General features: G+C 70.6%; 21 protein-coding genes. 8 read left to right on the top strand and 13 right to left on the bottom strand.

Going from position 1 to position 22,719, the window contains the following annotated elements; all coding sequences use genetic code 11:
- From secF to yajC, 3 genes are all read right to left on the bottom strand, one after another.
- Positions 1 to 1,173: protein translocase subunit SecF (gene secF, locus E4P42_RS20905; protein WP_135127989.1), on the bottom strand; the 1,173-nt coding region annotated here is incomplete at its 3' end.
- Between the two features lie 3 nt (positions 1,174 to 1,176).
- Positions 1,177 to 2,985, bottom strand: a complete 1,809-nt coding sequence (gene secD, locus E4P42_RS20900) for a protein translocase subunit SecD (protein ID WP_135127988.1) — start codon at positions 2,983 to 2,985, stop codon at positions 1,177 to 1,179.
- An 82-nt stretch (positions 2,986 to 3,067) separates the two neighbouring features.
- A complete protein-coding gene (gene yajC, locus E4P42_RS20895) occupies positions 3,068 to 3,424 on the bottom strand; it encodes a preprotein translocase subunit YajC (protein WP_135127987.1) in 357 nt (118 codons plus the stop codon).
- Positions 3,425 to 3,800: 376 nt separating this feature from the next.
- Between yajC and gabT the strand changes: the two genes are divergently transcribed.
- Positions 3,801 to 5,144: a 4-aminobutyrate--2-oxoglutarate transaminase gene (gene gabT / locus E4P42_RS20890; protein WP_135127986.1), complete on the top strand. Its 1,344-nt coding sequence runs from the start codon at positions 3,801 to 3,803 to the stop codon at positions 5,142 to 5,144.
- Positions 5,145 to 5,180: 36 nt separating this feature from the next.
- The gene (locus tag E4P42_RS20885) at positions 5,181 to 6,614 is read left to right on the top strand and encodes a gamma-aminobutyraldehyde dehydrogenase (RefSeq protein ID WP_135127985.1); all 1,434 of its coding nucleotides are present in this window, start codon (positions 5,181 to 5,183) and stop codon (positions 6,612 to 6,614) included.
- Between the two features lie 66 nt (positions 6,615 to 6,680).
- On the opposite strand, the gene E4P42_RS20880 is transcribed toward E4P42_RS20885, so the two are convergent.
- A complete protein-coding gene (locus E4P42_RS20880; RefSeq protein ID WP_135127984.1) occupies positions 6,681 to 7,403 on the bottom strand; it encodes a hypothetical protein in 723 nt (240 codons plus the stop codon).
- 74 nt (positions 7,404 to 7,477) lie between these two features.
- On the opposite strand from E4P42_RS20880, the gene E4P42_RS20875 reads away from it, so the two are divergent.
- From E4P42_RS20875 to E4P42_RS20865, 3 genes are all read left to right on the top strand, one after another.
- Positions 7,478 to 8,104, top strand: a complete 627-nt coding sequence (locus E4P42_RS20875) for a maleylpyruvate isomerase N-terminal domain-containing protein (protein ID WP_135127983.1) — start codon at positions 7,478 to 7,480, stop codon at positions 8,102 to 8,104.
- Positions 8,105 to 8,234: 130 nt separating this feature from the next.
- Entirely contained in the window at positions 8,235 to 11,771 is a 3,537-nt protein-coding gene (gene car, locus E4P42_RS20870) for a carboxylic acid reductase (protein WP_135127982.1), read from the top strand.
- A 132-nt stretch (positions 11,772 to 11,903) separates the two neighbouring features.
- A complete protein-coding gene (locus E4P42_RS20865) occupies positions 11,904 to 12,995 on the top strand; it encodes a diguanylate cyclase (protein WP_135127981.1) in 1,092 nt (363 codons plus the stop codon).
- A 3-nt stretch (positions 12,996 to 12,998) separates the two neighbouring features.
- Here E4P42_RS20865 and E4P42_RS20860 read toward each other — a convergent pair whose 3' ends face one another.
- From E4P42_RS20860 to E4P42_RS27475, 6 genes are all read right to left on the bottom strand, one after another.
- Positions 12,999 to 13,631, bottom strand: coding sequence for a hypothetical protein (locus E4P42_RS20860; protein WP_135127980.1), 633 nt, complete (start codon positions 13,629 to 13,631; stop codon positions 12,999 to 13,001).
- A 14-nt stretch (positions 13,632 to 13,645) separates the two neighbouring features.
- Positions 13,646 to 14,713, bottom strand: coding sequence for a Holliday junction branch migration DNA helicase RuvB (ruvB, locus tag E4P42_RS20855; RefSeq protein ID WP_135127979.1), 1,068 nt, complete (start codon positions 14,711 to 14,713; stop codon positions 13,646 to 13,648).
- Positions 14,714 to 15,304: a Holliday junction branch migration protein RuvA gene (ruvA, locus tag E4P42_RS20850; protein WP_135127978.1), complete on the bottom strand. Its 591-nt coding sequence runs from the start codon at positions 15,302 to 15,304 to the stop codon at positions 14,714 to 14,716.
- Positions 15,301 to 15,855: a crossover junction endodeoxyribonuclease RuvC gene (gene ruvC / locus E4P42_RS20845; protein WP_135127977.1), complete on the bottom strand. Its 555-nt coding sequence runs from the start codon at positions 15,853 to 15,855 to the stop codon at positions 15,301 to 15,303. The genes ruvA and ruvC overlap by 4 nt, the downstream gene beginning before the upstream one ends.
- 75 nt (positions 15,856 to 15,930) lie before the next feature.
- Complete coding sequence (locus E4P42_RS27480) at positions 15,931 to 16,281, bottom strand: hypothetical protein (RefSeq protein ID WP_245234149.1); 351 nt, start codon at positions 16,279 to 16,281, stop codon at positions 15,931 to 15,933.
- A 7-nt stretch (positions 16,282 to 16,288) separates the two neighbouring features.
- Positions 16,289 to 16,594: a hypothetical protein gene (locus tag E4P42_RS27475; protein ID WP_245234148.1), complete on the bottom strand. Its 306-nt coding sequence runs from the start codon at positions 16,592 to 16,594 to the stop codon at positions 16,289 to 16,291.
- Positions 16,595 to 16,725: 131 nt separating this feature from the next.
- Between E4P42_RS27475 and E4P42_RS20835 the strand changes: the two genes are divergently transcribed.
- Entirely contained in the window at positions 16,726 to 17,991 is a 1,266-nt protein-coding gene (locus tag E4P42_RS20835) for a mechanosensitive ion channel family protein (RefSeq protein WP_135127976.1), read from the top strand.
- Positions 17,992 to 17,998: 7 nt separating this feature from the next.
- On the opposite strand, the gene E4P42_RS20830 is transcribed toward E4P42_RS20835, so the two are convergent.
- A complete protein-coding gene (locus tag E4P42_RS20830) occupies positions 17,999 to 18,595 on the bottom strand; it encodes a TetR/AcrR family transcriptional regulator (protein ID WP_135127975.1) in 597 nt (198 codons plus the stop codon).
- 66 nt (positions 18,596 to 18,661) lie between these two features.
- Here E4P42_RS20830 and E4P42_RS20825 point away from each other — a divergent pair, with 66 nt between their 5' ends.
- Positions 18,662 to 19,492 (top strand): alpha/beta fold hydrolase, encoded by an 831-nt coding sequence (locus E4P42_RS20825; protein ID WP_135127974.1) that lies wholly within the window; start codon positions 18,662 to 18,664, stop codon positions 19,490 to 19,492.
- A gap of 3 nt (positions 19,493 to 19,495) precedes the next feature.
- Here the strand turns inward: E4P42_RS20825 and E4P42_RS20820 are convergent, their stop codons facing one another.
- Both E4P42_RS20820 and E4P42_RS20815 read right to left on the bottom strand, forming a co-directional pair.
- The gene (locus tag E4P42_RS20820; protein ID WP_135127973.1) at positions 19,496 to 20,248 is read right to left on the bottom strand and encodes a YebC/PmpR family DNA-binding transcriptional regulator; all 753 of its coding nucleotides are present in this window, start codon (positions 20,246 to 20,248) and stop codon (positions 19,496 to 19,498) included.
- Between the two features lie 91 nt (positions 20,249 to 20,339).
- The gene (locus E4P42_RS20815; RefSeq protein WP_209305837.1) at positions 20,340 to 20,936 is read right to left on the bottom strand and encodes a TetR family transcriptional regulator; all 597 of its coding nucleotides are present in this window, start codon (positions 20,934 to 20,936) and stop codon (positions 20,340 to 20,342) included.
- 63 nt (positions 20,937 to 20,999) lie between these two features.
- Here E4P42_RS20815 and E4P42_RS20810 point away from each other — a divergent pair, with 63 nt between their 5' ends.
- Positions 21,000 to 22,718: a CocE/NonD family hydrolase gene (locus tag E4P42_RS20810; protein ID WP_135127972.1), complete on the top strand. Its 1,719-nt coding sequence runs from the start codon at positions 21,000 to 21,002 to the stop codon at positions 22,716 to 22,718.
- Position 22,719: the final 1 nt, after the last annotated feature.

Genomic DNA, 22,719 nt, shown 5'->3' with positions numbered 1-22,719 from the left:
GGCGGTTCCGGTCGGCGCCGGCGCCGACGAGGCGGCCGACACCTTCTCCGGCTCGCCGGCCGCCGGGCTCGCCGCATCGGCCGCAGCGACCTTGGCGGCGCCGTGCTTGCGGCGACTGTTCACCCGGGCGGTGTGGTCGCGCACCAGCTTGGTGCGTTCGCGCAGCGACACCAGCAGCGGAGTGGCGAAGAAGATCGACGAGTAGGTGCCGACGATCACGCCGACCAGCTGCACCAGCGCCAGGTCCATCAACGTGCCGACGCCCAGCAACCACACCGCGATGACCATCAGCGCCACGATCGGCAGGACCGAGATGAGGCTGGTGTTGATCGACCTCATGAACGTCTGGTTGACCGCCAGGTTGGCCTGTTCGGCGAACGTGCGCCGCGTGGTGTGTTCGAAGCCGTGGGTGTTCTCCTCCACCTTGTCGAACACGATCACCGTGTCGTAGAGCGAGAAGCCGAGGATGGTGAGCAGGCCGATCACCGTGGCCGGGCTGACCTCGAACCCGACCAGCGAATAGACGCCCGCGGTGACGATCAGGTCGAAGAACAGCGTCGCGATCGCGGAGATCGCCATGTAGCGCTCGTAGCGCACGGTGATGTAGATCCCCGCGAGGATGAGGAACACCCCGAGCGCGATGAGCGCCTTCTCGGTGATCTGCCCGCCCCAGGTCTCTGACACCGCCGAATCGCTGATCGCCAGTTCGCTGGGCTGTCCGCCCTCCCCGATCGGCTGGAACCGCTCGAACAGGGCCTCCCGCAGCGCGGTCATGTCCTCGTTGGACAGCGTCTCCGACCGGATCTGCACCGTGGCGGAGTCACCGCTGCCGACGATGACCACCGACTCCGGCGCAGTGCCCAGTGTGTCGCTGTAGACGGTCTCGACCTGGTTCACCTCGGCGTTGCCGACGGCGCCCGCCACCGGCATCGAGACCTTGGTGCCGCCCTCGAAGTCGATGCCGAAGGTGAAACCGCGCAGCAGGATGCTGGCCAGCGCGATCAGCACGATGACGCCGCTGACCGCGTACCACAGCTTGCGCCGCCCGATCACCTCGAAGGCGCCGGTACCGGTGTAGAGGCGGATGAAGAAGCCGTGCTTGGGTGCCGCGGCACCGGTCGACTCGAGGCCGGGCGCTTCGGTTCCGGATGACGTCTGCTCTTCTGCGGCCATGGCCTAACCCCGTCCCGCGGTCGCGTGTGCGGCCGCCCGTCGTTCACGTGCGATCTGCTGGACCGCGCCGAGGCCGTTGAACGCCGGCTTGGCCAGCATCGTCGACTTCGATGCCAGGTACACCAGCGGCCACGTCACCAGGAACACCACCACGACGTCGAGGATCGTGGTCAGGCCGAGGGTGAACGCGAAGCCCTTCACCTGTCCCACCGCCAGGAAGTACAGCACCGCCGCGGCCAGGAAGCTCACCGCGTTGCCGGACACGATCGTCTTGCGGGCCCGGGCCCAACCGCGCGGTACCGCCGAGCGGAACGACCGGCCTTCGCGGATCTCGTCCTTGATGCGTTCGAAGAACACCACGAACGAGTCGGCCGTGGTGCCGATACCGATGATCAGACCGGCGATACCGGCGAGGTCGAGGGTGTAGTTGATGTAGCGCCCCAGCAACACCAGGATCGCGAACACCACGACCCCGGAAGCCACCAGCGACAGCGCCACCAGCACGCCGAGCATGCGGTAGTAGACCAACGAATAGAGCAGCACGGCGGCCAGGCCGACGGCACCGGCGATCAGGCCGGCCCGCAGCGACGACAGCCCGAGGGTCGCCGATACCGTCTCGGCCTCCGACGACTCGAAGGACAGCGGCAGCGAGCCGTACTTGAGCACGTTGGCCAGCTCGGTCGCGGTCTGCTGGGTGAACTGACCGGTGATCTGGGTTTGGCCGCCCGGGATCGCCTCCTGGATCTCGGGGGCGCTGACCACCTGGGAGTCGAGCACGAAGGCGGTCTGCGTGCCGACGTTGGCCGCGGTGAAGTCGGCCCAGATCTGGGCGGCGTCCTCTTTGAATTGCAGATCGACGATGTACTGGCCGCGCTGCGGGTCCAGGCCCGAGCTGGCGTCGGCGATCTGTTCGCCGCTGATGATCGACTTGTTCAGCAGGTACACCGTCTGGCCGTCGGTCGAACACGTCACCAGCGGCAGATTCGGATCGTCGTTGCCGGACAGCACGTCGTCCTCGCCGCAGCGGGTGGCCTGGAACTGCAGGGCCAGCAGCTGGATCGACGGATCGTCGCTCTGGCGCAGCTGCTTCTCGTCGGCGATGCGCTGGGCCAGGTCGGCCCGCTCGTCGGGGGTGTCGGGTCCCGGGGTCGGCGCGGGCGACTCCCCGGCGGGCGGGGCGGGCGCCGGCGGGGCGGGCGTCGGCTCGGTGGGCTCGGTGGGCGCCGGCTGCTGCGGATACGGCCGCGGCTGGGGGGCCGGCTCACCGGCGGGCGGGGCGGGCTCACCCGGCTGGCCGGGGACCAGACCCGGGATCAAGCCGGGCTGACCCGGTGCGGCCGGTCCGCCGGGCAGGCCGGGTATCGCCGGGCCGCCCGCGGGCGGCGCGCCGGGCGGGGCCTCCTCGGGCTGTCCCTGCTCACCGGGCGGCTGCGCCTGGATCGCGTGGATCACCGGGCGGATATAGAGGCGTGCGGTCTGGCCGAGGTTGCGGGCCTCGTTGCCGTCGTTGCCCGGAACGGTGATCACCAGGTTGTCGCCGTCGATGACCACCTCGGAGCCCGACACGCCGAGGCCGTCGACGCGCGCGCTGATGATCTGCTGGGCCTGGGCGAGCGATTCCGCGGTGGGCGGCGAGCCGTCGGGTGTGCGCGCGGTCAGGGTGACGCGGGTACCGCCCTGCAGGTCGATGCCCAGTTTCGGATCGGGTTTCTTGTCACCGGTCAGGAAGACCAGCAGGTACACGCCGACCAGCAGCACCAGGAAGAGCGACAGATAGCGGGCAGGATGTACCGGCGCCGAAGACGATGCCACGTTGCTTGGGTCCCCTCGGAGTTCAGTTCGTCAGCACCGCAAAGGGTACGTGGCGATGCTGGATGCTTCGGTCAGTCCGCGGTCAGTCGCGCTTGAGCCGGTCGGTGTCGCCGGTGTCCGGGGCCGGGGTGTCGAACACCTCGGTCGCGGGATCGGCGTCGACCTCGTCGTCGGTCGCGTCCGTGGCCTCGATGCGGTCGCGCACCGCCAGCTTCATCCACGTGGTGACGACGCCGGGTGCGATCTCGAGCTGGATGTCGTCGTCGGTGATGCCGGTGATGGTGCCCTCCAGGCCGGAGGTGGTGTGGATCCGGTCGCCGATCGCCAGCGAATTGTGCAGATCGATCGTGGCCTGCATGGCCTTGCGCTGGCGCCGCGACGCGAAGAACATGAAGGCGCCGAGGATGATGAGCAGGGGCAGGAAAACGACCAGGTCCATAACAGCAAGCGTCTTTCGTATCGGTTCTTGACGGTCACGGCGCCCGCAATCCCCCCGGATCGGGCACCTCGTAGGTGACCAGTGTGCCATTGTCCCCTTTCCCGCCGTGACTGCGCCGTCACCTGCGGCGCAGCGCCGCGCCGGTTTCTTCCGCTGGGCAGCAGGGATGTGCCACCCGCCGGGGGGCGCGAACACCGGCGGAACCGGTGGCGATCCGGGCGACCGCCACGCGATTCGCACATATCTTGCGGATCGACGACGCTTTCCATAGTTTCGAGGGGCCGCGACCGCTGTTTCCCGCCGCGCTCGCCCATGATCCGACTAGGCTCGGTGATGTCTGAGATTCACCGCCGCCCTGACGTGAAGCAGGAGCCTTGTGACCACCCTCGAGCAGAGCCGCCACCTCGCCACCGCCATCCCGGGCCCGAAGTCGCAGGCGCTCATCGACCGTAAGGCGGCCGCCGTGTCGCGGGGTGTCGGCACCACGATGCCGGTCTACGCCGCCCGCGCGGGCGGCGGCATCGTCGAGGACGTCGACGGCAACCGGCTCATCGATCTGGGCTCCGGCATCGCCGTCACCACCGTCGGCAACGCCGCACCGCGCGTCGTCGACGCGGTCGCCGCCCAGGCCGGCGAGTTCACCCACACCTGTTTCATGGTCACGCCCTACGAGGGGTACGTGGCCGTCGCCGAGGCCCTCAACCGGCTCACCCCCGGCACCGGCGAGAAGCGCACAGCACTGTTCAACTCCGGTTCCGAGGCCGTCGAGAACGCGATCAAGATCGCCCGTTCGTACACGCGGAAACCCGCGGTGGTGTCGTTCGACCACGCCTACCACGGCCGCACCAACCTCACGATGGCGCTGACCGCGAAGGTGATGCCGTACAAGCACGGTTTCGGTCCGTTCGCCCCCGAGATCTACCGCGCCCCGCTGTCCTACCCCTTCCGCGACGCCGAGTTCGGCGGCAAGGAACTGGCCACCGACGGGGAGCTCGCCGCCCGGCGCGCGATCACGGTGATCGACAAGCAGGTCGGCGCCGACAACCTGGCCGCGGTGATCATCGAGCCCATCCAGGGTGAGGGCGGGTTCATCGTCCCGGCCGAGGGGTTCCTGCCGACCCTGCTGGACTGGTGCCGCCGCAACGGCGTGGTGTTCATCGCCGACGAGGTGCAGACCGGCTTCGCCCGCACCGGCCGCATGTTCGCCTGTGAGCACGAGGACATCGAGCCCGACCTCATCGTCACCGCCAAGGGCATCGCCGGCGGGATGCCGCTGTCCGCGGTGACCGGGCGTGCCGAGATCATGGACTCCCCACATGTCTCCGGGCTCGGCGGCACCTACGGCGGCAATCCCGTGGCCTGCGCGGCGGCCCTGGCCACCATCGAGACCATCGAGGCCGAGGACATGGTGGCCCGCGCCGCGGCGATCGAGACGCTGATGAAGGACCGCCTGCACCGGCTGCAGGCCCAGGACGACCGTATCGGCGACGTCCGCGGCCGCGGCGCGATGATCGCCGTCGAGCTGGTCAAGTCCGGCACCACCGAACCGGACGCCGACCTGGCCAGGGCAGTGTCCACCGGTGCGCACGCCGCCGGGGTGATCGTGCTGACCTGCGGCACCTACGGCAATGTGCTGCGCTTTCTGCCGCCGCTGGCGATCAGCGACGAGCTGCTCATCGAGGGTCTGGACGTGCTGGCCCTCCTCCTCGCCGATTCGTAGCCGGCCCCGTCAAACCCCGAAGACAGGAGTACATCTGTGACAACGGTCAGGAACTTCATCGGCGGCGAGCTCGTCGACTCGGTCAGCGGGGCCACCATGCCGCTGGTCGACCCGAGCACCGGCGAGCAGTACGGCACCGCGCCCGTCTCCAATGAGCAGGACATCGACAACGCCTACGGCGCAGCGTCGAAGGCCTTCAAGGAGTGGAAGCGCACCACCCCGGCGCAGCGACAGAAGGCGCTGCTCGACTTCGCCGACGAGGTCGAGAAGGCCGCCGACGATCTGGTGGCCGCCGAAGGCCGCAACACCGGTAAGCCCAACCACGTCACCATGGCCGAGGAGATCCCGCCCATGGTCGACCAGATCCGGTTCTTCGCCGGGGCGGCGCGGGTGCTGGAGGGCAAGTCGGCGGGCGAGTACATGGAGAACCACACGTCGTGGATCCGCCGGGAACCCGTCGGCGTGATCGGTCAGGTGGCGCCCTGGAACTACCCGATGATGATGGCGATCTGGAAGATCTGCCCCGCCATCGCCGCAGGCAACACCGTGGTGATCAAACCCAGTGACACCACCCCGGTGACCACGGTGATGCTCGCCGAACTGGCCGCCAAGCACCTGCCGCCGGGCGTGCTCAACGTCATCACCGGCGACCGGGTGACCGGCGCCAACCTGGTCGCCCACCCGACGCCGGAGATGGTGGCCATCACCGGATCGGTCGCCGCGGGCAAGGCCGTCGCGGTCAGCGCCGGCGGCAACCTCAAGCGCACCCACCTCGAGCTCGGCGGCAAGGCTCCGGTGATCGTGTTCGACGACGCCGACATCGCCGCGGCCGCCGAGGGCATCGCCACCGCCGGCTACTTCAACGCCGGACAGGACTGCACCGCCGCGACGCGGGTGCTGGCACCGGCCCGCATCGCCTCCGACCTGACCGACGCGCTGGCCGAACAGGCCAAGGCCGCGACGACGACGTTCGGCAAGCCCGCCGACGACGAGGACGCCTGGGTGCCGCCGGTCAACAACGCCAACCAGCTCGAGCGCGTGATGAGCTTCTTCGAGGACGTGCCGTCGCACGCGAAGGTGGCCGTCGGCGGAAACCGGCAGGGCGACAAGGGTTTTTACGTGGAACCGACCGTGGTGGGCGGTCTGCTGCAGGACGACCGGATGATCCAGCAGGAGATCTTCGGGCCGGTGATCACCGTGCAGAGCTTCTCCGACGAGGACGAGGCGATCGCCTGGGCCAACGGCGTGGAGTACGGACTGGCCTCGTCGGTGTGGACGCGCGATGTGTCACGGGCGCTGCGGGTGTCGGCCGCGCTGGACTTCGGCTGTGTGTGGATCAACACCCACATCCCCCTGGTGGCCGAGATGCCGCACGGCGGCTTCAAGTCCTCCGGCCACGGCAAGGATCTGTCGATGTACGGCCTGGAGGACTACACCCGCATCAAGCACGTGATGGCCTACACCGGCTGACGCCGTTCCGGATATGACGAATCCCGGCCGCCCCTCCTCGGGCGACCGGGATTCGGCACGTCGGCGTCAGTGGTGGACGAGGGGGCGGCCGCGTCCGCCGCCACGGAACCGGTCGAGCAGGCTGCGCTTACGCGGCGCCACCGGCTGCTGCGGGGGGATCACCTCGGTGGGCTGATTGCTCATCGGGGCGGCCACCGGCTGCGGGCCGGTATGCGTCATGGGGCCGACCGCCGCCGGTTGCGGACCGGTGTGCGTCACCGCGGTGGTGTCGGTCGCGGCGACCGTCCGCTGCGCGTACTCGACGTCGCGGACGCTGCGCACCGACAGGCGGCCGAGCGCGAGCGCGCCGAGGAACACGATCAGCGCGCCGAGGCCGTAGAAGTAGGTCAGCTCCAGCCACACCCGCTTGGTGTCGCTGGTGGCCACCGGGGCGCCGGCGCTGCCCAGGCCGAGCAGACCGGCCACGGCGCGGCCGACGACGAACCAGGCGCCGGCCGCGACGGCCAGCCAGCCACCCAGCATCGCGGTCGCGCGGTTACGCGACGTCAGCATGAAAAAACCACCGACGACGGCGACCGCGCCCGGCAGGACCTCGAGCCAGCCGCGGGCGTTCGTCCACGTCCAGGGCTGGTCGGGGGTGAATGCGAAGTCGAAGTACGGCCCGACGAACGGGATGAGCGCACCCCACAGGCCGAGCAGGATGAGTAGGAACCCGCTGGCCGCGCCGCGGCTGCGGGGAATGTGCATCCGGCCGCCCCGCGGCCGGTCGGGGTTCTTGGTTCCGATCATGGTTGCCTCCTGGGGTGTGGTGGGCACGGAGTACCCGGACCGCGCGTCCGCGTAACAGCCATAGGCTGGGCGGCATGGGATGCGGACCCTTCACCCCGCGGACGGTCCTCGCGGACGCCTGGGACCGGTGGAGCCGGCGCTGCGCGGAGCTCACCGCGGACGAGTGGAGCACACCGACCCGGTGCGACGGCTGGGATGTCGCGGCGCTGGTGGCCCACGTCTGCCCCGGCGACTCACTCTTCGACCAGCTCAGCGGCGCCGCGATCGCGGGACCGGCCGCGGTGACGGACCCGGCCGACCTGCTGCGCACGTTCAACGCACCCGAGGGTGCCGCGCAGACCATGGCGGGCGACGTGGCGGCCGGGGCGCTCGCCGAGGCGCGCGGGCTCACCCCCTCCCTGGCCGCGGCCCGGTTCGCGGTCAACGCCGAACGGCTCCGCGCCCACCCCGTCGATCCCGACACCGTCATCGCCTATCCCGTGGTCGGCAGCGCCACCCTCGCGGTGGTCACCGAGGTCGCGCTGATGGAGGCGACGGTGCACCTGCTCGACCTGGCGGCCGCGGTCGGCGGTGTCGAGCCCTCCGACGAGGCCCTCAGCGCGACCCGCGCCCTGTTGATCGCCGTGCCCGAGCCGGTGGCGGCGGTCGAGGCACTGGCCGGACGCGTGCCGGCGCGCGCCGCCGTACCGGCGATCCGCTGACGGCGATATCCCTCACAGCACATTGACAACCTATGCAATACGAGGAATAAGGTTAGTTTTACTAACGTAGTTCTTGGCGGGCGCAGCGTGGCGCCGCCACCGTTCCGCTCAAGTGTTGTGAGGTTCCGCCATGCCGACCGATGACCGGGAAGCGCGCCTCGAGCGCCGCATCGCCGAGTTGTACGCCACCGACCCGCAGTTCGCCGCCGCCACGCCGGAGGCGGCGATCGGCGAGGCGATCGACACCCCCGGGTTCCGGCTGCCCGACATCGTCCGCACCATCATGGAGGGCTACGCCGACCGGCCCGCGCTGGGGCAACGCGCGGTCGAATTCGTCACCGACGCCGGCGGACGGACCACCGTCGAGCTGCTCCCCCGATTCGAGACGATCACGTACCGCGAGACCTGGGACCGCGTCAAGGCACTCGCCGGCGCGCTGGGCGCCGCGGCCGTGGCACCCGGCGACCGCGTAGCGGTGCTCGGATTCACCAGCGTGGACTACACCGTCATCGACATGGCGCTCAACTACCTCGGCGCGGTCGCGGTGCCGCTGCAGACCAGCGCCGCGGTGACGTCGCTGCGGCCGATCCTCGCCGAGACCGAACCGGTCGCCGTCTTCGCCAGCGTCGACTTCCTCGGCGACGCAGTCGATCTGATCACCTCCGCGCCGACCGCCGAGCACCTGGTGGTGTTCGACGTGCGGCCACAGGCCGACCCCCACCGCGACGCGGTGGCCGCCGCCACGGCCGCGCTCTCCCCTGCCGGCGTCAGCGTCCAGACGCTGCCCGAGGTCATCGCCCACGGCCGGACCCTGCCGGCCGCCGCACCTCACCGGTTCACCGACCCCGATCCCCTGCTGCTGCTCATCTACACCTCCGGGAGCACCGGAACGCCCAAGGGCGCGATGTATCCCGAACGGCTGGTCGCCAATTCGTGGCGCGCGTCCGCCCGCGCGGCGTGGGGGCAGCAGGTGGTGACTCCGTCGATCGTGCTGTCGTTCATGCCGATGAGCCACATGATGGGCCGCGGCATCCTGTACTCCGCACTCGGCGTCGGAGGGACCGTCTACTTCGCCGCCCGCAGCGATCTGTCCACTTTGCTCGAGGACGTCGCGCTGGTGCGGCCCACGCACATGAACTTCGTGCCGCGCATCTGGGAGATGATCTACCAAGAGCTGCAGAGCGAGATCGACCGCACCGCAATCGGATCCGACCGTGACGCCGTCGAGCGACGGATTCTCACCGAGCGCAGGCAGACCCTGCTGGGCGGACGCGGTGTGGCCGCCATGACCGGTTCCGCACCGATCAGCCCGGAACTCAAGGCGTGGGTCGAGGATCTCATCGACCTGCCGCTGACCGAGGGGTACGGCTCCACGGAAGCCGGCGCGGTGTTCGTCGACGGTCAGGTGCGCCGGCCCCCGGTCCGCGACTACAAGCTGGTTGACGTGCCCGACCTGGGCTACTTCCGCAGCGACCGCCCCTTCCCGCGGGGCGAACTGCTGATCAAGTCCGACGATCTGATCCCCGGCTACTACAAGCGGCCCGACATCACCGCCGAGGTGTTCGACGAGGACGGCTTCTACCGCACCGGCGACATCGTCGCCGAGACCGGGCCCGACCGGCTGCAGTACCTGGACCGGCGCAACAACGTCCTCAAGCTGTCGCAAGGTGAGTTCGTCACCGTGTCCACGCTGGAGGCGGCCTACGGCACCCATCCCGCGGTGCGTCAGATCTACCTGTACGGCAACAGCGCCCGCTCCCACCTGCTCGCGGTGATCGTGCCCACCGACGACGCGCTGGCGGCGGCCGGCGGGGACGCCGACGCGGTGCGCGCGACCCTGACCGAGGCGGTGCAGACCGTCGCCCGGGAGGCCGGGCTGCAGTCCTACGAGATCCCGCGCGACTTCCTGGTCGAGACCGAGCCGTTCACTCTGGAGAACGGGCTGTTGACCGGAATTCGCAAACTCGCCCGGCCGCGGCTCAAGGAGCACTACGGCCCCGCGCTCGAACAGCTCTACGTCGACCTCGCCGAGGGGCAGGCCGCCGAACTGCGCGACCTGCATCAGCACGCCGCCGACCGTCCGGTGCCCGACACCGTCGCGCGCGCCGCACGGGCGCTGCTCGGCGCCGCTCAGGTCGGTGAGGCGACCGACGTCGGACCGCAGGCCCACTTCACCGACCTCGGCGGCGACTCCCTGTCGGCGTTGACGTTCGCGAACCTGCTGCACGACCTGTTCGGCGTCGACGTGCCGGTCGGCGTCATCGTCAGCCCGGCGTCAGACCTGGCGGCGATCGCCGCCTACATCGAGGCGGCGCGCTCCTCCTCCGGCGCCCGCCCCACCTACGCCTCGGTGCACGGCCGGGACGCGACCGAGGTGCACGCCCGCGACCTCACCCTCGACAAGTTCCTCGACGCCGACACCCTGGCCGCCGCACGTTCGCTGCCGGGACCGGTATCCGAGGTGCGCACGGTGCTGCTCACCGGCGCCACCGGATTCCTGGGCCGCTATCTCGCCCTGGACTGGCTCGAGCGCATGGCCCTGGTCGGCGGCACGGTGATCTGCCTCGTACGGGCCAAGGACGACGACGCGGCGCGGCGGCGGCTCGACGCCACCTTCGACAGCGGTGACCCGGACCTGCTCGCGCACTACCGGCGACTGGCCGACGGCCACCTCGAGGTGCTGGCCGGCGACAAGGGCGAGGCCGACCTCGGGTTGCCCGGGCAGGTGTGGCAGCGCCTGGCCGACACCGTCGACCTGATCGTCGACCCGGCCGCCCTGGTCAACCACGTGCTGCCCTACAGCCAGCTGTTCGGCCCCAACGCGCTCGGCACCGCGGAGCTGATCCGGCTCGCGCTGACCACCCGCGTCAAGCCCTTCACCTACGTCTCGACCATCGGCGTCGGCGCGGGCATCGCGCCCGGCCACTTCACCGAGGACGGCGACATCCGGGCCATCAGCCCGACGCGCGCGGTCGACGACAGCTACGCCAACGGTTACGGCAACAGCAAATGGGCCGGCGAGGTGCTGCTGCGCGAGGCGCACGACCTGGCGGGCCTGCCGGTCGCGGTGTTCCGGTGCGACATGATCCTGGCCGACACCACCTACGCCGGCCAACTCAACCTCCCGGACATGTTCACCCGGATGATCCTGAGCCTGGTCGCCACCGGGTCGGCTCCGCGGTCGTTCTACGAACTCGACGCGCACGGTGCCCGCCGGCGGGCCCACTACGACGGCCTCCCGGTGGAGTTCATCGCCGAGGCGATCAACACGCTCGGCGGTCAGGCGGTGCACGAGTCGGGTGCGGGCTTCCTCACCTACCACGTGATGAACCCCTACGACGACGGCATCGGCCTCGACGAGTTCGTTGACTGGCTGCTCGAGGCCGGCTACCGGATCGACCGCGTCGACGACTACGCGGCCTGGCTCAGCCGGTTCGACACGGCGGTGCGGGCACTGCCCGAACGTCAACGTCAATATTCGTTGTTGCCACTGCTGCACAACTACCAGCGGCCCATGCCGCCGATCAACGGCTCGATCGCGCCGACCGACCGGTTCCGCGCCGCCGTGCAGGAGGCGAAGATCGGTCCCGACAAGGACATCCCCCACGTCAGCGCGCCGATGATCGTGAAGTACGCGACGGATCTGGAGCTGCTCGGCCTGCTCTGAGACGGCGGGCGCAGTGCCGGTGGCGGCACGCACACACCGGCACTGCGCCAACACCGCGTTTGCTGGGTACCATCTGCACGAACGCGGTCGCGGCGATGACGACAGCGTCGCCGAGACCTGGGAGCGCGCGAGGTGTTCCGGCTGCACCAGTGGTGGAACCAGCCGGACAGCTACCGATGGCTGTCCGGCTATCTCGCGGCCCGCAACCTGCAGGGCTTCACCCGCACGATGATCGGCGGCATCGTCGCGCTGCTCGGGCTGATCCCGCTGGCCATGCTGATGAGCCCGACGGGCCCGGACACGTTCGCCACCCGGTTCATCGCGATCGCGGTCAGCGGAGCCTGTGCGGTGATGGCCGCGGCCTGGTTCGCCCGGTGGCCGAGCCAACAGCAGTCGGTGACGTTCACGGTGGTGGCGAACGTGTGCATCGCGGCGGCCTGCCTGATCGAACCCGACCCCGAGTCGGCGCTGCTGACCTGTGTGGCCTTCGCCGCGCTCGCCGGCTACGCCGCCTTCTTCCACGCCGCCGACTACCTGGTGCTGACCCTCGGGGCGGCGGCGGCCACGGCGGCGATCAGCGCCGGAGAGATCGCCGCGGCGGGCGACCCATGGTTGGCGGTGAGCAAGCTGCTGATCATCACGGTCGGCGTGCTGGTGGTGCCGTTCTCCGGTCAGGTGCTGGTGCACCTGCTCGGTACCGATGCGCTCAACGCCAACAGCGATCCGCTGACTGGCCTGCGAAACCGGCGGGGGTTCTATCAGGAGGCCCGGCATCTGATCGCCGGGGCGCCGACCGCGTCGGCGCCCTACTTCACCGTGGTCATGATCGACCTCGACCGGTTCAAACAGATCAACGACACCCGTGGCCACGCCACCGGCGACCGGATCCTCGTCGCGGTCGCCGACAGTCTCCTGCGCGCCAGCCGCGAGGATGCGGTGGTGGGACGCGTCGGCGGCGAGGAATTCGTGGTCGCGCAGGTGACTGCGGTCGACCGGGCGCGGGAGACCGCCGAACGCCTCCGGCACGCGGTGAGCAGCACCGGTATGGACGTCACGGCCAGTGTGGGGGTCGCGACCGTGACGCTGTTCCCGGTGGACGGGGACACCGGCCGCCGCATGGTCGGGCATCTCATCGACGCCGCCGACGCGGCCATGTACGAGGCCAAACGGTCCGGTGGCGACCAGGTGTGCCACAGCGGCGAAGCGATCACCCCGCCGCTGTAGGGGTCAGGCCACCCCGCTGTGCACCCGCACGACCGGCGGAACCGCAAGCATCAGCAGACCCATCGCGCCGATCCACACCGCGGCGCTGTAGGCGGCGGGCAGACCGACCCAGGTGTGCAACAGCGGCAGAACACCCAGCACCGCGAGCCCGGCCGACCACTTCGGCAGCACTGCGGTGCGCCACGCCACGTACGCCGTCGCGAAGATCAATGCCGCGGAACCGATGTGGCTGTAGTGATAGAGCCAGACGGCCAGGCCCAGGAACGCGGGGTCGGCGACCGACGGATCGCCGAACTGCACGATGGTCGCCGGCACCGCCACCTCGGCGGCCAGGCCGGCCGCGGTGAGCGCGACGAACACCGTCCCACCGATCAGTGCCGTGTACACCGCGCCGGTGGGTCCGGCGGCGGAGCGCAGCGTCGCCACCAGGACGCCGAGGAACAGCACACCGAACAGGAGGTGGGCCAGCGGTACGGTGCCGTTGGCGGTGAGGAACGTCGCCGCGTCATCGACATAGCGCTGCGCGGCCGCCGCGTCGTCCGGTCGTTCCGGGGATCCGACGAGATAGGCCGGCATGGCGGCGGCTGCGGAGACCACACCGCACAGGCCGCCGACGCGGATGGTGCCGCTTCCCACGGTCGTTCCCTTCGTCAGTCGAACAGGCCGGCCTGACCCATGGCCGTCGCGCCCGCCGGTGGGGTCATCCCGAGATGGGTCCAGGCCTGGCCGGTGGCGACCCGGCCCCGCGGGGTCCGGGCGATCATGCCGGCGCGCACCAGGAACGGCTCGCACACCTCCTCGACGGTGGTGGCCTCCTCCCCCACGGCGACCGCCAGCGTCGACACCCCGACCGGTCCACCGCCGAAGCTGCGCGTCAGCGCCGAGAGCACCGCCCGGTCGAGCCGGTCGAGACCGAGTTCGTCGACGTCGTAGACCGCGAGCGCCGCCTTGGCGATGTCGCGGGTGATCACGCCGTCGGCGCGCACCTCGGCGTAGTCACGGACCCGGCGCAGCAACCGGTTGGCGATGCGCGGGGTGCCGCGGGAGCGGCGGGCGATCTCCGCGCCGGCGTCGCCGCCCAACTCGATGCCGAGGATCCCGGCCGACCGGGCCAGCACCCGTTCCAGTTCGGCGGGTTCGTAGAAGTCCATGTGCGCGGTGAACCCGAACCGGTCGCGCAGCGGGCCGGTCAGCGCGCCCGAGCGGGTGGTCGCGCCGACGAGCGTGAACGGGGCCACCTCCAACGGAATCGATGTGGCGCCAGGGCCTTTCCCGACGACGACGTCGACCCGGAAGTCCTCCATCGCCAGATACAGCATCTCCTCGGCGGGCCGGGCGATGCGGTGGATCTCGTCGATGAACAGCACGTCGCCCTCGACGAGGTTGGACAGCATCGCCGCGAGGTCACCGGCGCGCTCGAGCGCCGGACCCGACGTCACCCGCAGCGACGAGCCGAGCTCCGCGGCGATGATCATCGCCAGCGAGGTCTTGCCCAGGCCGGGCGGGCCGGACAGCAGGATGTGATCCGGGGTGCCGCCGCGGTTCTTGGCGCCCTCGATGACCAGCTGGAGCTGTTCGCGCACCCGCGGCTGGCCGATGAACTCGCCGAGCGAGCGGGGCCGCAGGCTGGCGTCGATGTCGCCCTCGCCGACCGTCAGCGCGGGCGACACCTCGCGCTCATCGGGTTCGTCGGGATGATCCTCGGAGAATCGGCCCATCTACTTCTTCCCCAGCATCGACAGGGCGGCACGCAGCGCGCTCGACGTGGACGCCTCCGGGTCACCGGCGAGCACCTTGTCGGTGGCCTCCTCCGCCTGTTTGGCCGCAAAGCCGAGCCCGACGAGCGCTTCGACGACCGGGGCCCGCACCGCGTGACCGCCGGCCGCGGTGATCCCGGTGCCCGCCGACACCGGCCCGATCTTGTCGCGCAACTCCAGCACCATGCGTTCGGCGCCCCGCTTGCCGATGCCGGGGACCCGGGTCAGCGCGGTCACGTCCCCATCGGCCAGCGCCTGCCGCAGGGTGGGCGCGTCGTACACCGCCAGCGTGGCCAGCGCGATTCTGGGCCCGACGCCCGAGACGCCGAGCAGCGTGCCGAACAGGTCGCGCGCGTCGGCGTCGGCGAACCCGTACAGCGTCATCGAGTCCTCGCGCACGATCATCGCGGTGATCAGCCGGGACTCGGCGCCGCGGCGCAGGGTGGCCAGCGTCGACGGCGTGGCCATCACCTTGTAGCCGACGCCGGCGGCCTCGATCACGGCGTGATCGAGCGCGATGTCGATCACCTCACCGCGTACCGAGGCGATCACCGGGCCGCCTTCAGCTTCGCCTGGTACTTGCGGCGCTGTTCGGCCGCCATCGCCTCCGCGGCCGCCATCCGCGCGATCATCGGCGCCCGCCAGCAGTGGCAGATCGCCAGCGCGAGCGCATCGGCGGCGTCGGCGGGCGTCGGCTTCTGCTGCAACTCGAGGATTCTGGTGACCATGGTGGTGACCTGGGCCTTGTCGGCCCGGCCGTTGCCGGTGACCGCGGCCTTCACCTCACTGGGGGTGTGGAAGTGCACGTCGATGTCACGCCGCGCCGCCGCCAGCGCGATGACGCCGCCGGCCTGGGCGGTGCCCATCGCGGTGGATGCGTTCTGATTGGAGAAGACCCGCTCGATCGCGATGACGTTTGGGCGGTGGGTGTCCATCCAGTACTCGACCGTGTCGCTGATCGTCAGCAGCCGCCGGTGCAGTGGCTCGTCGGCCGGGGTGCGCACGACGTCGACATCGAGAGCGATGACCTGGCGGCCGCGGCCGCTCTCGATCACCGACAGCCCGCACCGCGTCAGCCCGGGATCGACTCCCATCACCCGCACGCGACAATCCCTTCGCCAGAACACTTGTTCGACACCCTAGCGCCCGATCGGCGCGCCGCGGCGCGGACACACCGCTCAGCGATACGGCCGCAGATCCTGCGGTGACGACCCAGGCGCCGGGATCTCGCCGGACACCTCGATGCCGTGGGCGATCTCGGCGATGCGCCGGCCCGAGTCGCGCCAGCCCTTGATCTTCTCTTCGGCGACCTCGTCGCCGTCGCGGGTCACCACGACCTTCCACGGCACCCCGACGAGCTTGCCCAGCGCCCAGAACGGCCAGGCCACCAGGAACGGCAGCGCGAGCACGAACATCACCACGCCGAACCAGTTGGTGCCCCACGACGCCATGTCCAGGTAGTCCAGCAGCGGCATCCACCGGCGGTGCACGCGCCAGCGCACCCCGTCGGGATCCTTGACGTCCGGCACGGTGACCTCAGATGACGAAGCGGCCCGAGCGGGCGCCCTGGGCCACCTCCCAGCTCAGCGCCGCGATGCGGCCCTTCGACCGCCGCCAGCCGCGCACCAGCTCGCGGCTCACCTCGGTGCCGTCGCGCTCGACGACGATGGTCCAGCGGGCGCCCAGCCACTTCGTCGCGAGCCAGAACGGCCACAGCGCGAGGAACGGCACCGCCAGCAGCAGAGCGAAGACGTCGAATGTGAGATCGAGCACGCCGGGGAACGGCCACCACTGCCGGTGCACCGACCAGACGGTGCCGTTCGGGTCCGTGACCACTGCCATGGCGTCATCCTCGCCGATCCGCGCCCGCCGCGGGCGCCGAACACGCGCCTTCACTCGAGGTGACGGTTGTTCGACATCTCGCTACCGTCGCCACAGACCGGAGATCCCGAGCTGTGGAGCTGATGCACCCCATGCCCGACGAGAACGAACTGGAGTCCGCCACCGACCTCGCCGTCACGCTGAGCTGGGTGGCCGGCGCCGTGGTCGCCGCCTACGTGCTGGGGGTCGCGCTGACGTGGATCCTGGGCCGGGCGGCGCGGCGCAGCAAGATCCTCAAGGACATCGAGATCTGCACGCGCACCCCGATCCGGGCCACGCTGGTCGTGATCGCGGTGACCATCGCCGTGCAACGCACGTCCGACCTGAACGCCGGCTGGCGGGGCTGGGTGGACCACACGCTGCTCATCGCGTTGATCGCCACCCTCACCTGGCTGGTCACCGGCCTGGTGAATGTCGCAGAGCGACAGGCGATCTCGCGGTTCGGCGGCGGGGACGCCGAGATGACCGACGCGGATCGGCACCGCAGGCGGGTCCGCACGCAGGTCACGGTGCTGCGGCGGTTGGCGGTCGCGGTCGTCGTGCTGCTCGGCGCCGCGGCGTGCATGATGACGTTCCCGTCGTTCTCCGACATCGGCACCACGCTGTTCGCGTCGGCCGGTGTGCTGTCGGTGGTCGCCGGCCTGGCCGCGCAGACCTCGCTGGGTTCGGTGTTCGCGGGCCTGCAGATCGCGTTCTCCGACGCCATCCGCGTCGGGGACATCGTGGTGCTCGAGGACGAGTGGGGGCGCATCGAGGAGATCACGCTCACCTACGTCGTGGTCCGGTTGTGGGACGAACGCCGCCTCGTGCTGCCGTGCACCTACTTCACCACGACGCCGTTCCAGAACTGGACCCGCAACGCGACCGAGATCATGGGCACGGTCGAACTCGACGTCGACTTCTCGATCCCGCTCGACGACATGCGCGCCGAACTCGACCGGCTGCTCGCCGAGAGCGAACTCTGGGACGGGCGCAGCGGGGTGCTGCAGGTGACCGACGCGGTCGGCGGGTGCGTGCGGGTGCGGATGCTGGTGAGCGCCCCCAACGCCGGCGCCCTGTTCGACCTGCGGTGCGCGGTCCGCGAAGGCCTCGTCGACTGGATGCGCCGTACGCAGGGCGCGATGCCGGTCCAGCGCATCGAGGCGACCGAGGCCGCACCCGCGCGGGTCAACACCACCGGCGGCGAGACCCGCCGCGTCTCGGCGACGGTGTTCTCCGGCAGCCCGGAGGCCGAGGCCAGGGCGCGCGCCTTCGACCCCGAGACCGATACGGACCCGGCCTGCGACCACCACGACCGCCGCAACGGCAACGGCGAGCGCCGCGACGACTTCGCCGACCTCCGGGGTCGGGGGGACTGAGCGCGGCTCAGGTCCGCGCCGGCACCGCCGGGCGCAGCGCCACGCCGCGGTACTGCGGGCCGAGCACCCGGCCGGCCGCCGACAGCGGTTCGGTGTCGCGCAGCGTGCGGGCCAGCACGAACGCGCCCTCCAGCGCCGCGACCAACGCGACCGTGACCTCGCGCGCCCCGGCCGCGGGCAGCCCGCGCGCGGTGAAGTAGGCCGTCCCGGCGTCGAGCCACCCGGTGAACACCCCGGCCGTGACGGCGCGGAGCTCCTCGACGGTGTCGGCCACCTCGGCGGCCACCGAGGCGACCGGGCACATGTTGGCGTACCCGGTGGCGGCCATGTCCTCGGCGGCCTGCGCGAAGACGCCCTCGAGCGCGGCGCCGAGGTCGGTGTAGCCGTCGACCACGGTCGGGATGAGCAGCGCGTAGGCGGCGCCGGCGTTGATCAGCGCCTCCCTGGCGATCTGCACCTTACCGCCGGGGAAGTGGTGGTAGATCGACCCGATCGGCGCCCCGGAGGCCGCGGCGATGTCCTTCATGCCGACGGCGGCGTACCCGCGGTGGCGCATGAGCTCAGCGGTCGCGGTCAGGATCGATTCCCTGGTGGACCTTGCCATCGAGTGCCTCCTCGCTCCACACTAGAGCATACGTTCTAGAATGATCGTTCTAACGAGAGGCTCGCCGTGCGCACCATCGACGTCACCGCCGGAACCATCCACTACCGCGAGGAGGGCGACCCGCACGGGCCGCCCGTCGTACTGCTGCACGGGCTGCTGATGAACGACACCCAGTGGGACCTCGCGCTACCGCACCTGCCGCGCGGCTTCCGCTACCTGCTGCCGGTACTGCCGCTGGGCGGGCACCGCACGCCGATGCGCGACGACGCCGATCTCACGATGCCGGGCATGGTCGGCATCGTCGCCGATGTCCTCGACGCGCTCGACCTGGTCGACGCCACACTGGTGGTCAGCGACTGGGGCGGCCCGCTGCTGCTCACCGACCTCGGCCGCGACAAGCGCGTCGCGCGGATGGTGATCTGCCCGTCGGAGGCGTTCGACAACTTCCCGCCCGGGTGGCCGGGCAAGGTGGCATGGCTGGCCAGCCGCAGCCCGCTCACGGTCGCGCTGGCGATGCGGCAATTGAAGGTGGCGTGGCTACGCCGGCAGTACCTGATCTTCGGCCAGATGGCCGCGAAACCGGTGCCGCAGCACATCGTCGACGCCTGGTTCGCCCACGGGCTGACCAACCGGCGGATCCGGCGCGATCTGGTCGAGTACTGCCGCACCCGGTTCGACGGCGCCGAGCTGATCCGGGCCACCGAACGGCTCGCCGAGTTCGACGGCGATGTGCTCGTGCTGTGGAGCCGCAACCCGGTGATGCCCGCGGCGCACGCGACGCGGCTGGCGGCGCTGACCGGCGGGACGCTGGGCTGGGTCGACGACGCCTACGTGCTGGTGATGCTCGACCAGCCGGCAGCCACCGCCGCCGCGATCGGAGCCTTCCTGACGAGCTGAGGGTCAGGCCTCGATCTGGGCGAGGATCTCGTCGGGGATGTCGGCGTTGGTGTAGACGTCCTGTACGTCGTCGCTGTCCTCGAGCGCGTCGACCAGCTTCATCACCTTGCGCGCGCCTTCGGCGTCGAGCGGCACGGTGACCGACGGCTGGAAACCGGCGTCGGCGGAGTCGTAGTCGATGCCGGCGTCCTGCAGCGCGGTGCGCACCGTGACCAGATCGGTCGGCTCGCAGAGCACCTCGAAGCTGTCGCCGAGGTCGTTGACCTCCTCGGCGCCCGCCTCGAGCACCGCCATCAGCACGTCGTCCTCGGACAGGCCGTTCTTCTCGAGCGTGATGACGCCCTTGCGGGAGAACAGGTAGGACACCGACCCCGGGTCGGCCATGTTGCCGCCGTTGCGGGTCATCGCGACGCGCACCTCACCGGCGGCGCGGTTGCGGTTGTCGGTGAGGCACTCGATGAGGATCGCCACCCCGTTGGGGCCGTACCCCTCGTAGGTGATGGTCTGCCAGTCGGCGCCGCCGGCCTCTTCCCCACTGCCGCGCTTGCGGGCCCGCTCGATGTTGTCGTTGGGCACCGAGCTCTTCTTGGCCTTCTGGATCGCGTCGTAGAGCGTCGGGTTACCGGCCGGGTCGCCACCACCCACCCGCGCGGCCACCTCGACGTTCTTGATCAGCTTGGCGAACATCTTGCCGCGCCGCGCGTCGATGACGGCCTTCTTGTGCTTGGTGGTGGCCCACTTGGAATGGCCGCTCATGAGTCGTGCTACCTCTTTCACTCACTGCTCGAGTCCGGTGTTCGAGTCTACGTGGGCCCATCGCCGCACCGTGTGCCGACCTGGGCCGATGTCACGTCAGATCGCCCTCGACGTAGCGCTGCAGGTTCGGGGCGACCGCCGCGACCAGTTCGTCGTCGGTCATCGACGCGACCGGCTCGACCCGCCACACGTACCGCATCAGCGCCAACCCCATGATCTGCGAGGAGATGAGCCCGCTGCGGCGCTGGCGGTCCCGCTGATCGGTGCCGAGCTGCGAGACGCCGATCAGGCTGCCCTCCACCACCCGGCGCAGCTTCTCGCGCGTCGTCTCGTCATGGGCGGCCGTGAGCAACACGGCCCGCAGGACGGGCCCGATCTCCTCATCGGCCCACGCGCCGAGCATCAGCCGCAGCAGCGCGGCCCCGAGTTCGGCCGGCGGCGTCGCCCAGGTCCGCGCCACGCTCTCCAGCCAGCGCTGCGGCGGGTCGGTGGCGGCGTCGAGCAACCCCTCTTTGGATCCGAAGTAGTGATAGACCAGCGCCGGGTCGACATCGGCGGCGCGGGCGACCGCGCGCAACGTCGTGCCGGCGAAGCCGTGGGCGGCGAACTGCTCGCGCGCCGCGGTGAGGATGCGCGCCGACAGCACGCCGCGCTCGTCGCGCGGGCCCGGCGGGAGCTTCTTCGGCATGTGGTCCAGCGTACCAAGAGTTTCATGTTGCGTTGAAACTAGTTTCAACGTAGCGTGAGACTCATGGTCACCGCCCTGAACGGTCCGCAGACGACCGGCCGCGACTACCGCAACCTGAGCGAGTCCCGATACCGCATCCACCGCGACGACGACGTCGAGATCACGGTCCGCGACGGCACCACGCTGCTCGCCGACGTGCACCGCCCCGACGCCGACGGCCGCTTCCCCGCCCTCATCGCCGCGTCGCCCTACCCCCGTCAGATTCAGGACCTGGGTGCGCCGATGGGCTTCATCGAAGCCGGCAACACCCCGTTCTGGGTCTCCCGCGGCTACGTGCACGTCATCGCCAACCTGCGCGGCACCGGCGGGTCCGGCGGCACGTTCGGGTTCATGGACGAGCAGGAGCGCCAGGACTGCCACGACCTGGTCGAGTGGGCGGCCGCCCAGCCCTGGTGCGACGGCAACGTCGGCATGATCGGTATCAGCTACTTCGCGATGACCCAGCTCGAGGCCGCGGTCGAACGCCCGCCGCACCTCAGGGCGATCTTCCCGGTCGCCGTCACCGCGGACCTGTACGAGGCGGCCTCCCACCACGGGTTGGTGAGCGCGTCGTTCGTCACGCCGTTCCTGTCGATGGTCGGGCTGACCGCCGCCCGCAGCAGCAATTTCTGGCGCAGCCTCCCGCTCGAGCTCGCCCGCAAGGTGCTGCACGCGCCGCCGCTGCACCGCAAGTTCGGCACCATGAACGGCGAGGCGGCGGTGACGATGCTGCGCCAGATGCTCAAGCTGGCCCACGATCCGCACCCGTGGGACGAGTTCTGGCTGGCGGTCAACGTCGAACATCCCACCCGCGACGACTGGTGGGACGCCCGCAACCTGGCGCCGCTGCTGCGCAACATCGACGTGCCGGTCTATCTTGGCTGCGACTGGGAGAACGTCCCGCTGCACCTGCCCTCGACGTTCGTCGTGTGGAAAGCGTTGAGGCACAACCCTGATGTGCGCGTGGGCATGCTTGACCGCTACGGGCTGACGTGGCCGTGGGAAAGCCTGCACACCGAGGCCCTGGCCTGGTTCGACCACTGGCTCAAGGGCCGCAACACCGGGATCACCGACGGTGAGCCGATCCGTTACGCGCTGCCCGGCGCCGACGACGGCTGGCACACCGCCGACCGGTGGCCGCCCGCGCCGGCGCGGCTGCGGGAGCTGGCCCTGCGGGCCGACGGCGGCCTCGACGACGACGAGGGAGACCCGGGCGCGCGGCAGTACATGACGCTGGGCGCCGGGCTCGGCCGGGTCACGCCCAGCGCCATCGATCCGCCCGCGCGCCTGGAATGGACCAGCGCACCGCTGCCGACACCCCTCGACGTGGTCGGGGACATCGAGCTGCAGCTCGTCGCGTCGGCCACCGCCGCCGACACCGCGTGGATGGTCACGCTGTGCGACGTCGGACCCGACGGCACCGTCGACGACGTCACCGCCGGCTGGCTGCGCGCCGGTCTGCGGCAGGTCGACGAGGAGGCCAGCCGGCCCGGGGCCCCCGTGCTGCCCTGCCGCACCGCCATGGCTGTGCCCATCGGCGACGACGTGACCTACCGGATTCCGTTGGTGCCCAACGCCCGCCGCTTCGCCGCCGGCCACCGCATCCGGCTGGTGCTCACCAGCGACGACCAGGATCCGGCCACGCCGGCGATCATGAACTTCCGCCACGCCAGTGTCGGGACCAGCAGCCTCAACACCGTCCGCTCGTCGTCGCGGCTGTTGCTGCCCACGCTGTCCCCCTAGC

Source organism: Mycobacterium sp. PS03-16 (assembly GCF_004570325.1).
Taxonomy (GTDB): Bacteria; Actinomycetota; Actinomycetes; order Mycobacteriales; family Mycobacteriaceae; genus Mycobacterium.
Note: the sequence above shows the minus strand (reverse complement) of the source record. Positions and strands in the feature narration are given on the sequence as shown.

Excerpts from the sequence above, each read along its gene's own strand:
- yajC (WP_135127987.1), bottom strand. The coding sequence starts at position 3,424 with ATGGACCTGGTCGTTTTCCTGCCCCTGCTCATCATCCTCGGCGCCTTC.
- E4P42_RS20880 (WP_135127984.1), bottom strand. The coding sequence starts at position 7,403 with ATGATCGGAACCAAGAACCCCGACCGGCCGCGGGGCGGCCGGATGCAC.
- E4P42_RS20875 (WP_135127983.1), top strand. The coding sequence starts at position 7,478 with ATGGGATGCGGACCCTTCACCCCGCGGACGGTCCTCGCGGACGCCTGG.
- car (WP_135127982.1), top strand. The coding sequence starts at position 8,235 with ATGCCGACCGATGACCGGGAAGCGCGCCTCGAGCGCCGCATCGCCGAG.
- ruvB (WP_135127979.1), bottom strand. The coding sequence starts at position 14,713 with ATGGGCCGATTCTCCGAGGATCATCCCGACGAACCCGATGAGCGCGAG.
- E4P42_RS27475 (WP_245234148.1), bottom strand. The coding sequence starts at position 16,594 with ATGGCAGTGGTCACGGACCCGAACGGCACCGTCTGGTCGGTGCACCGG.
- E4P42_RS20835 (WP_135127976.1), top strand. The coding sequence starts at position 16,726 with ATGCCCGACGAGAACGAACTGGAGTCCGCCACCGACCTCGCCGTCACG.
- E4P42_RS20830 (WP_135127975.1), bottom strand. The coding sequence starts at position 18,595 with ATGGCAAGGTCCACCAGGGAATCGATCCTGACCGCGACCGCTGAGCTC.
- E4P42_RS20820 (WP_135127973.1), bottom strand. The coding sequence starts at position 20,248 with ATGAGCGGCCATTCCAAGTGGGCCACCACCAAGCACAAGAAGGCCGTC.
- E4P42_RS20815 (WP_209305837.1), bottom strand. The coding sequence starts at position 20,936 with ATGCCGAAGAAGCTCCCGCCGGGCCCGCGCGACGAGCGCGGCGTGCTG.
- E4P42_RS20810 (WP_135127972.1), top strand. The coding sequence starts at position 21,000 with ATGGTCACCGCCCTGAACGGTCCGCAGACGACCGGCCGCGACTACCGC.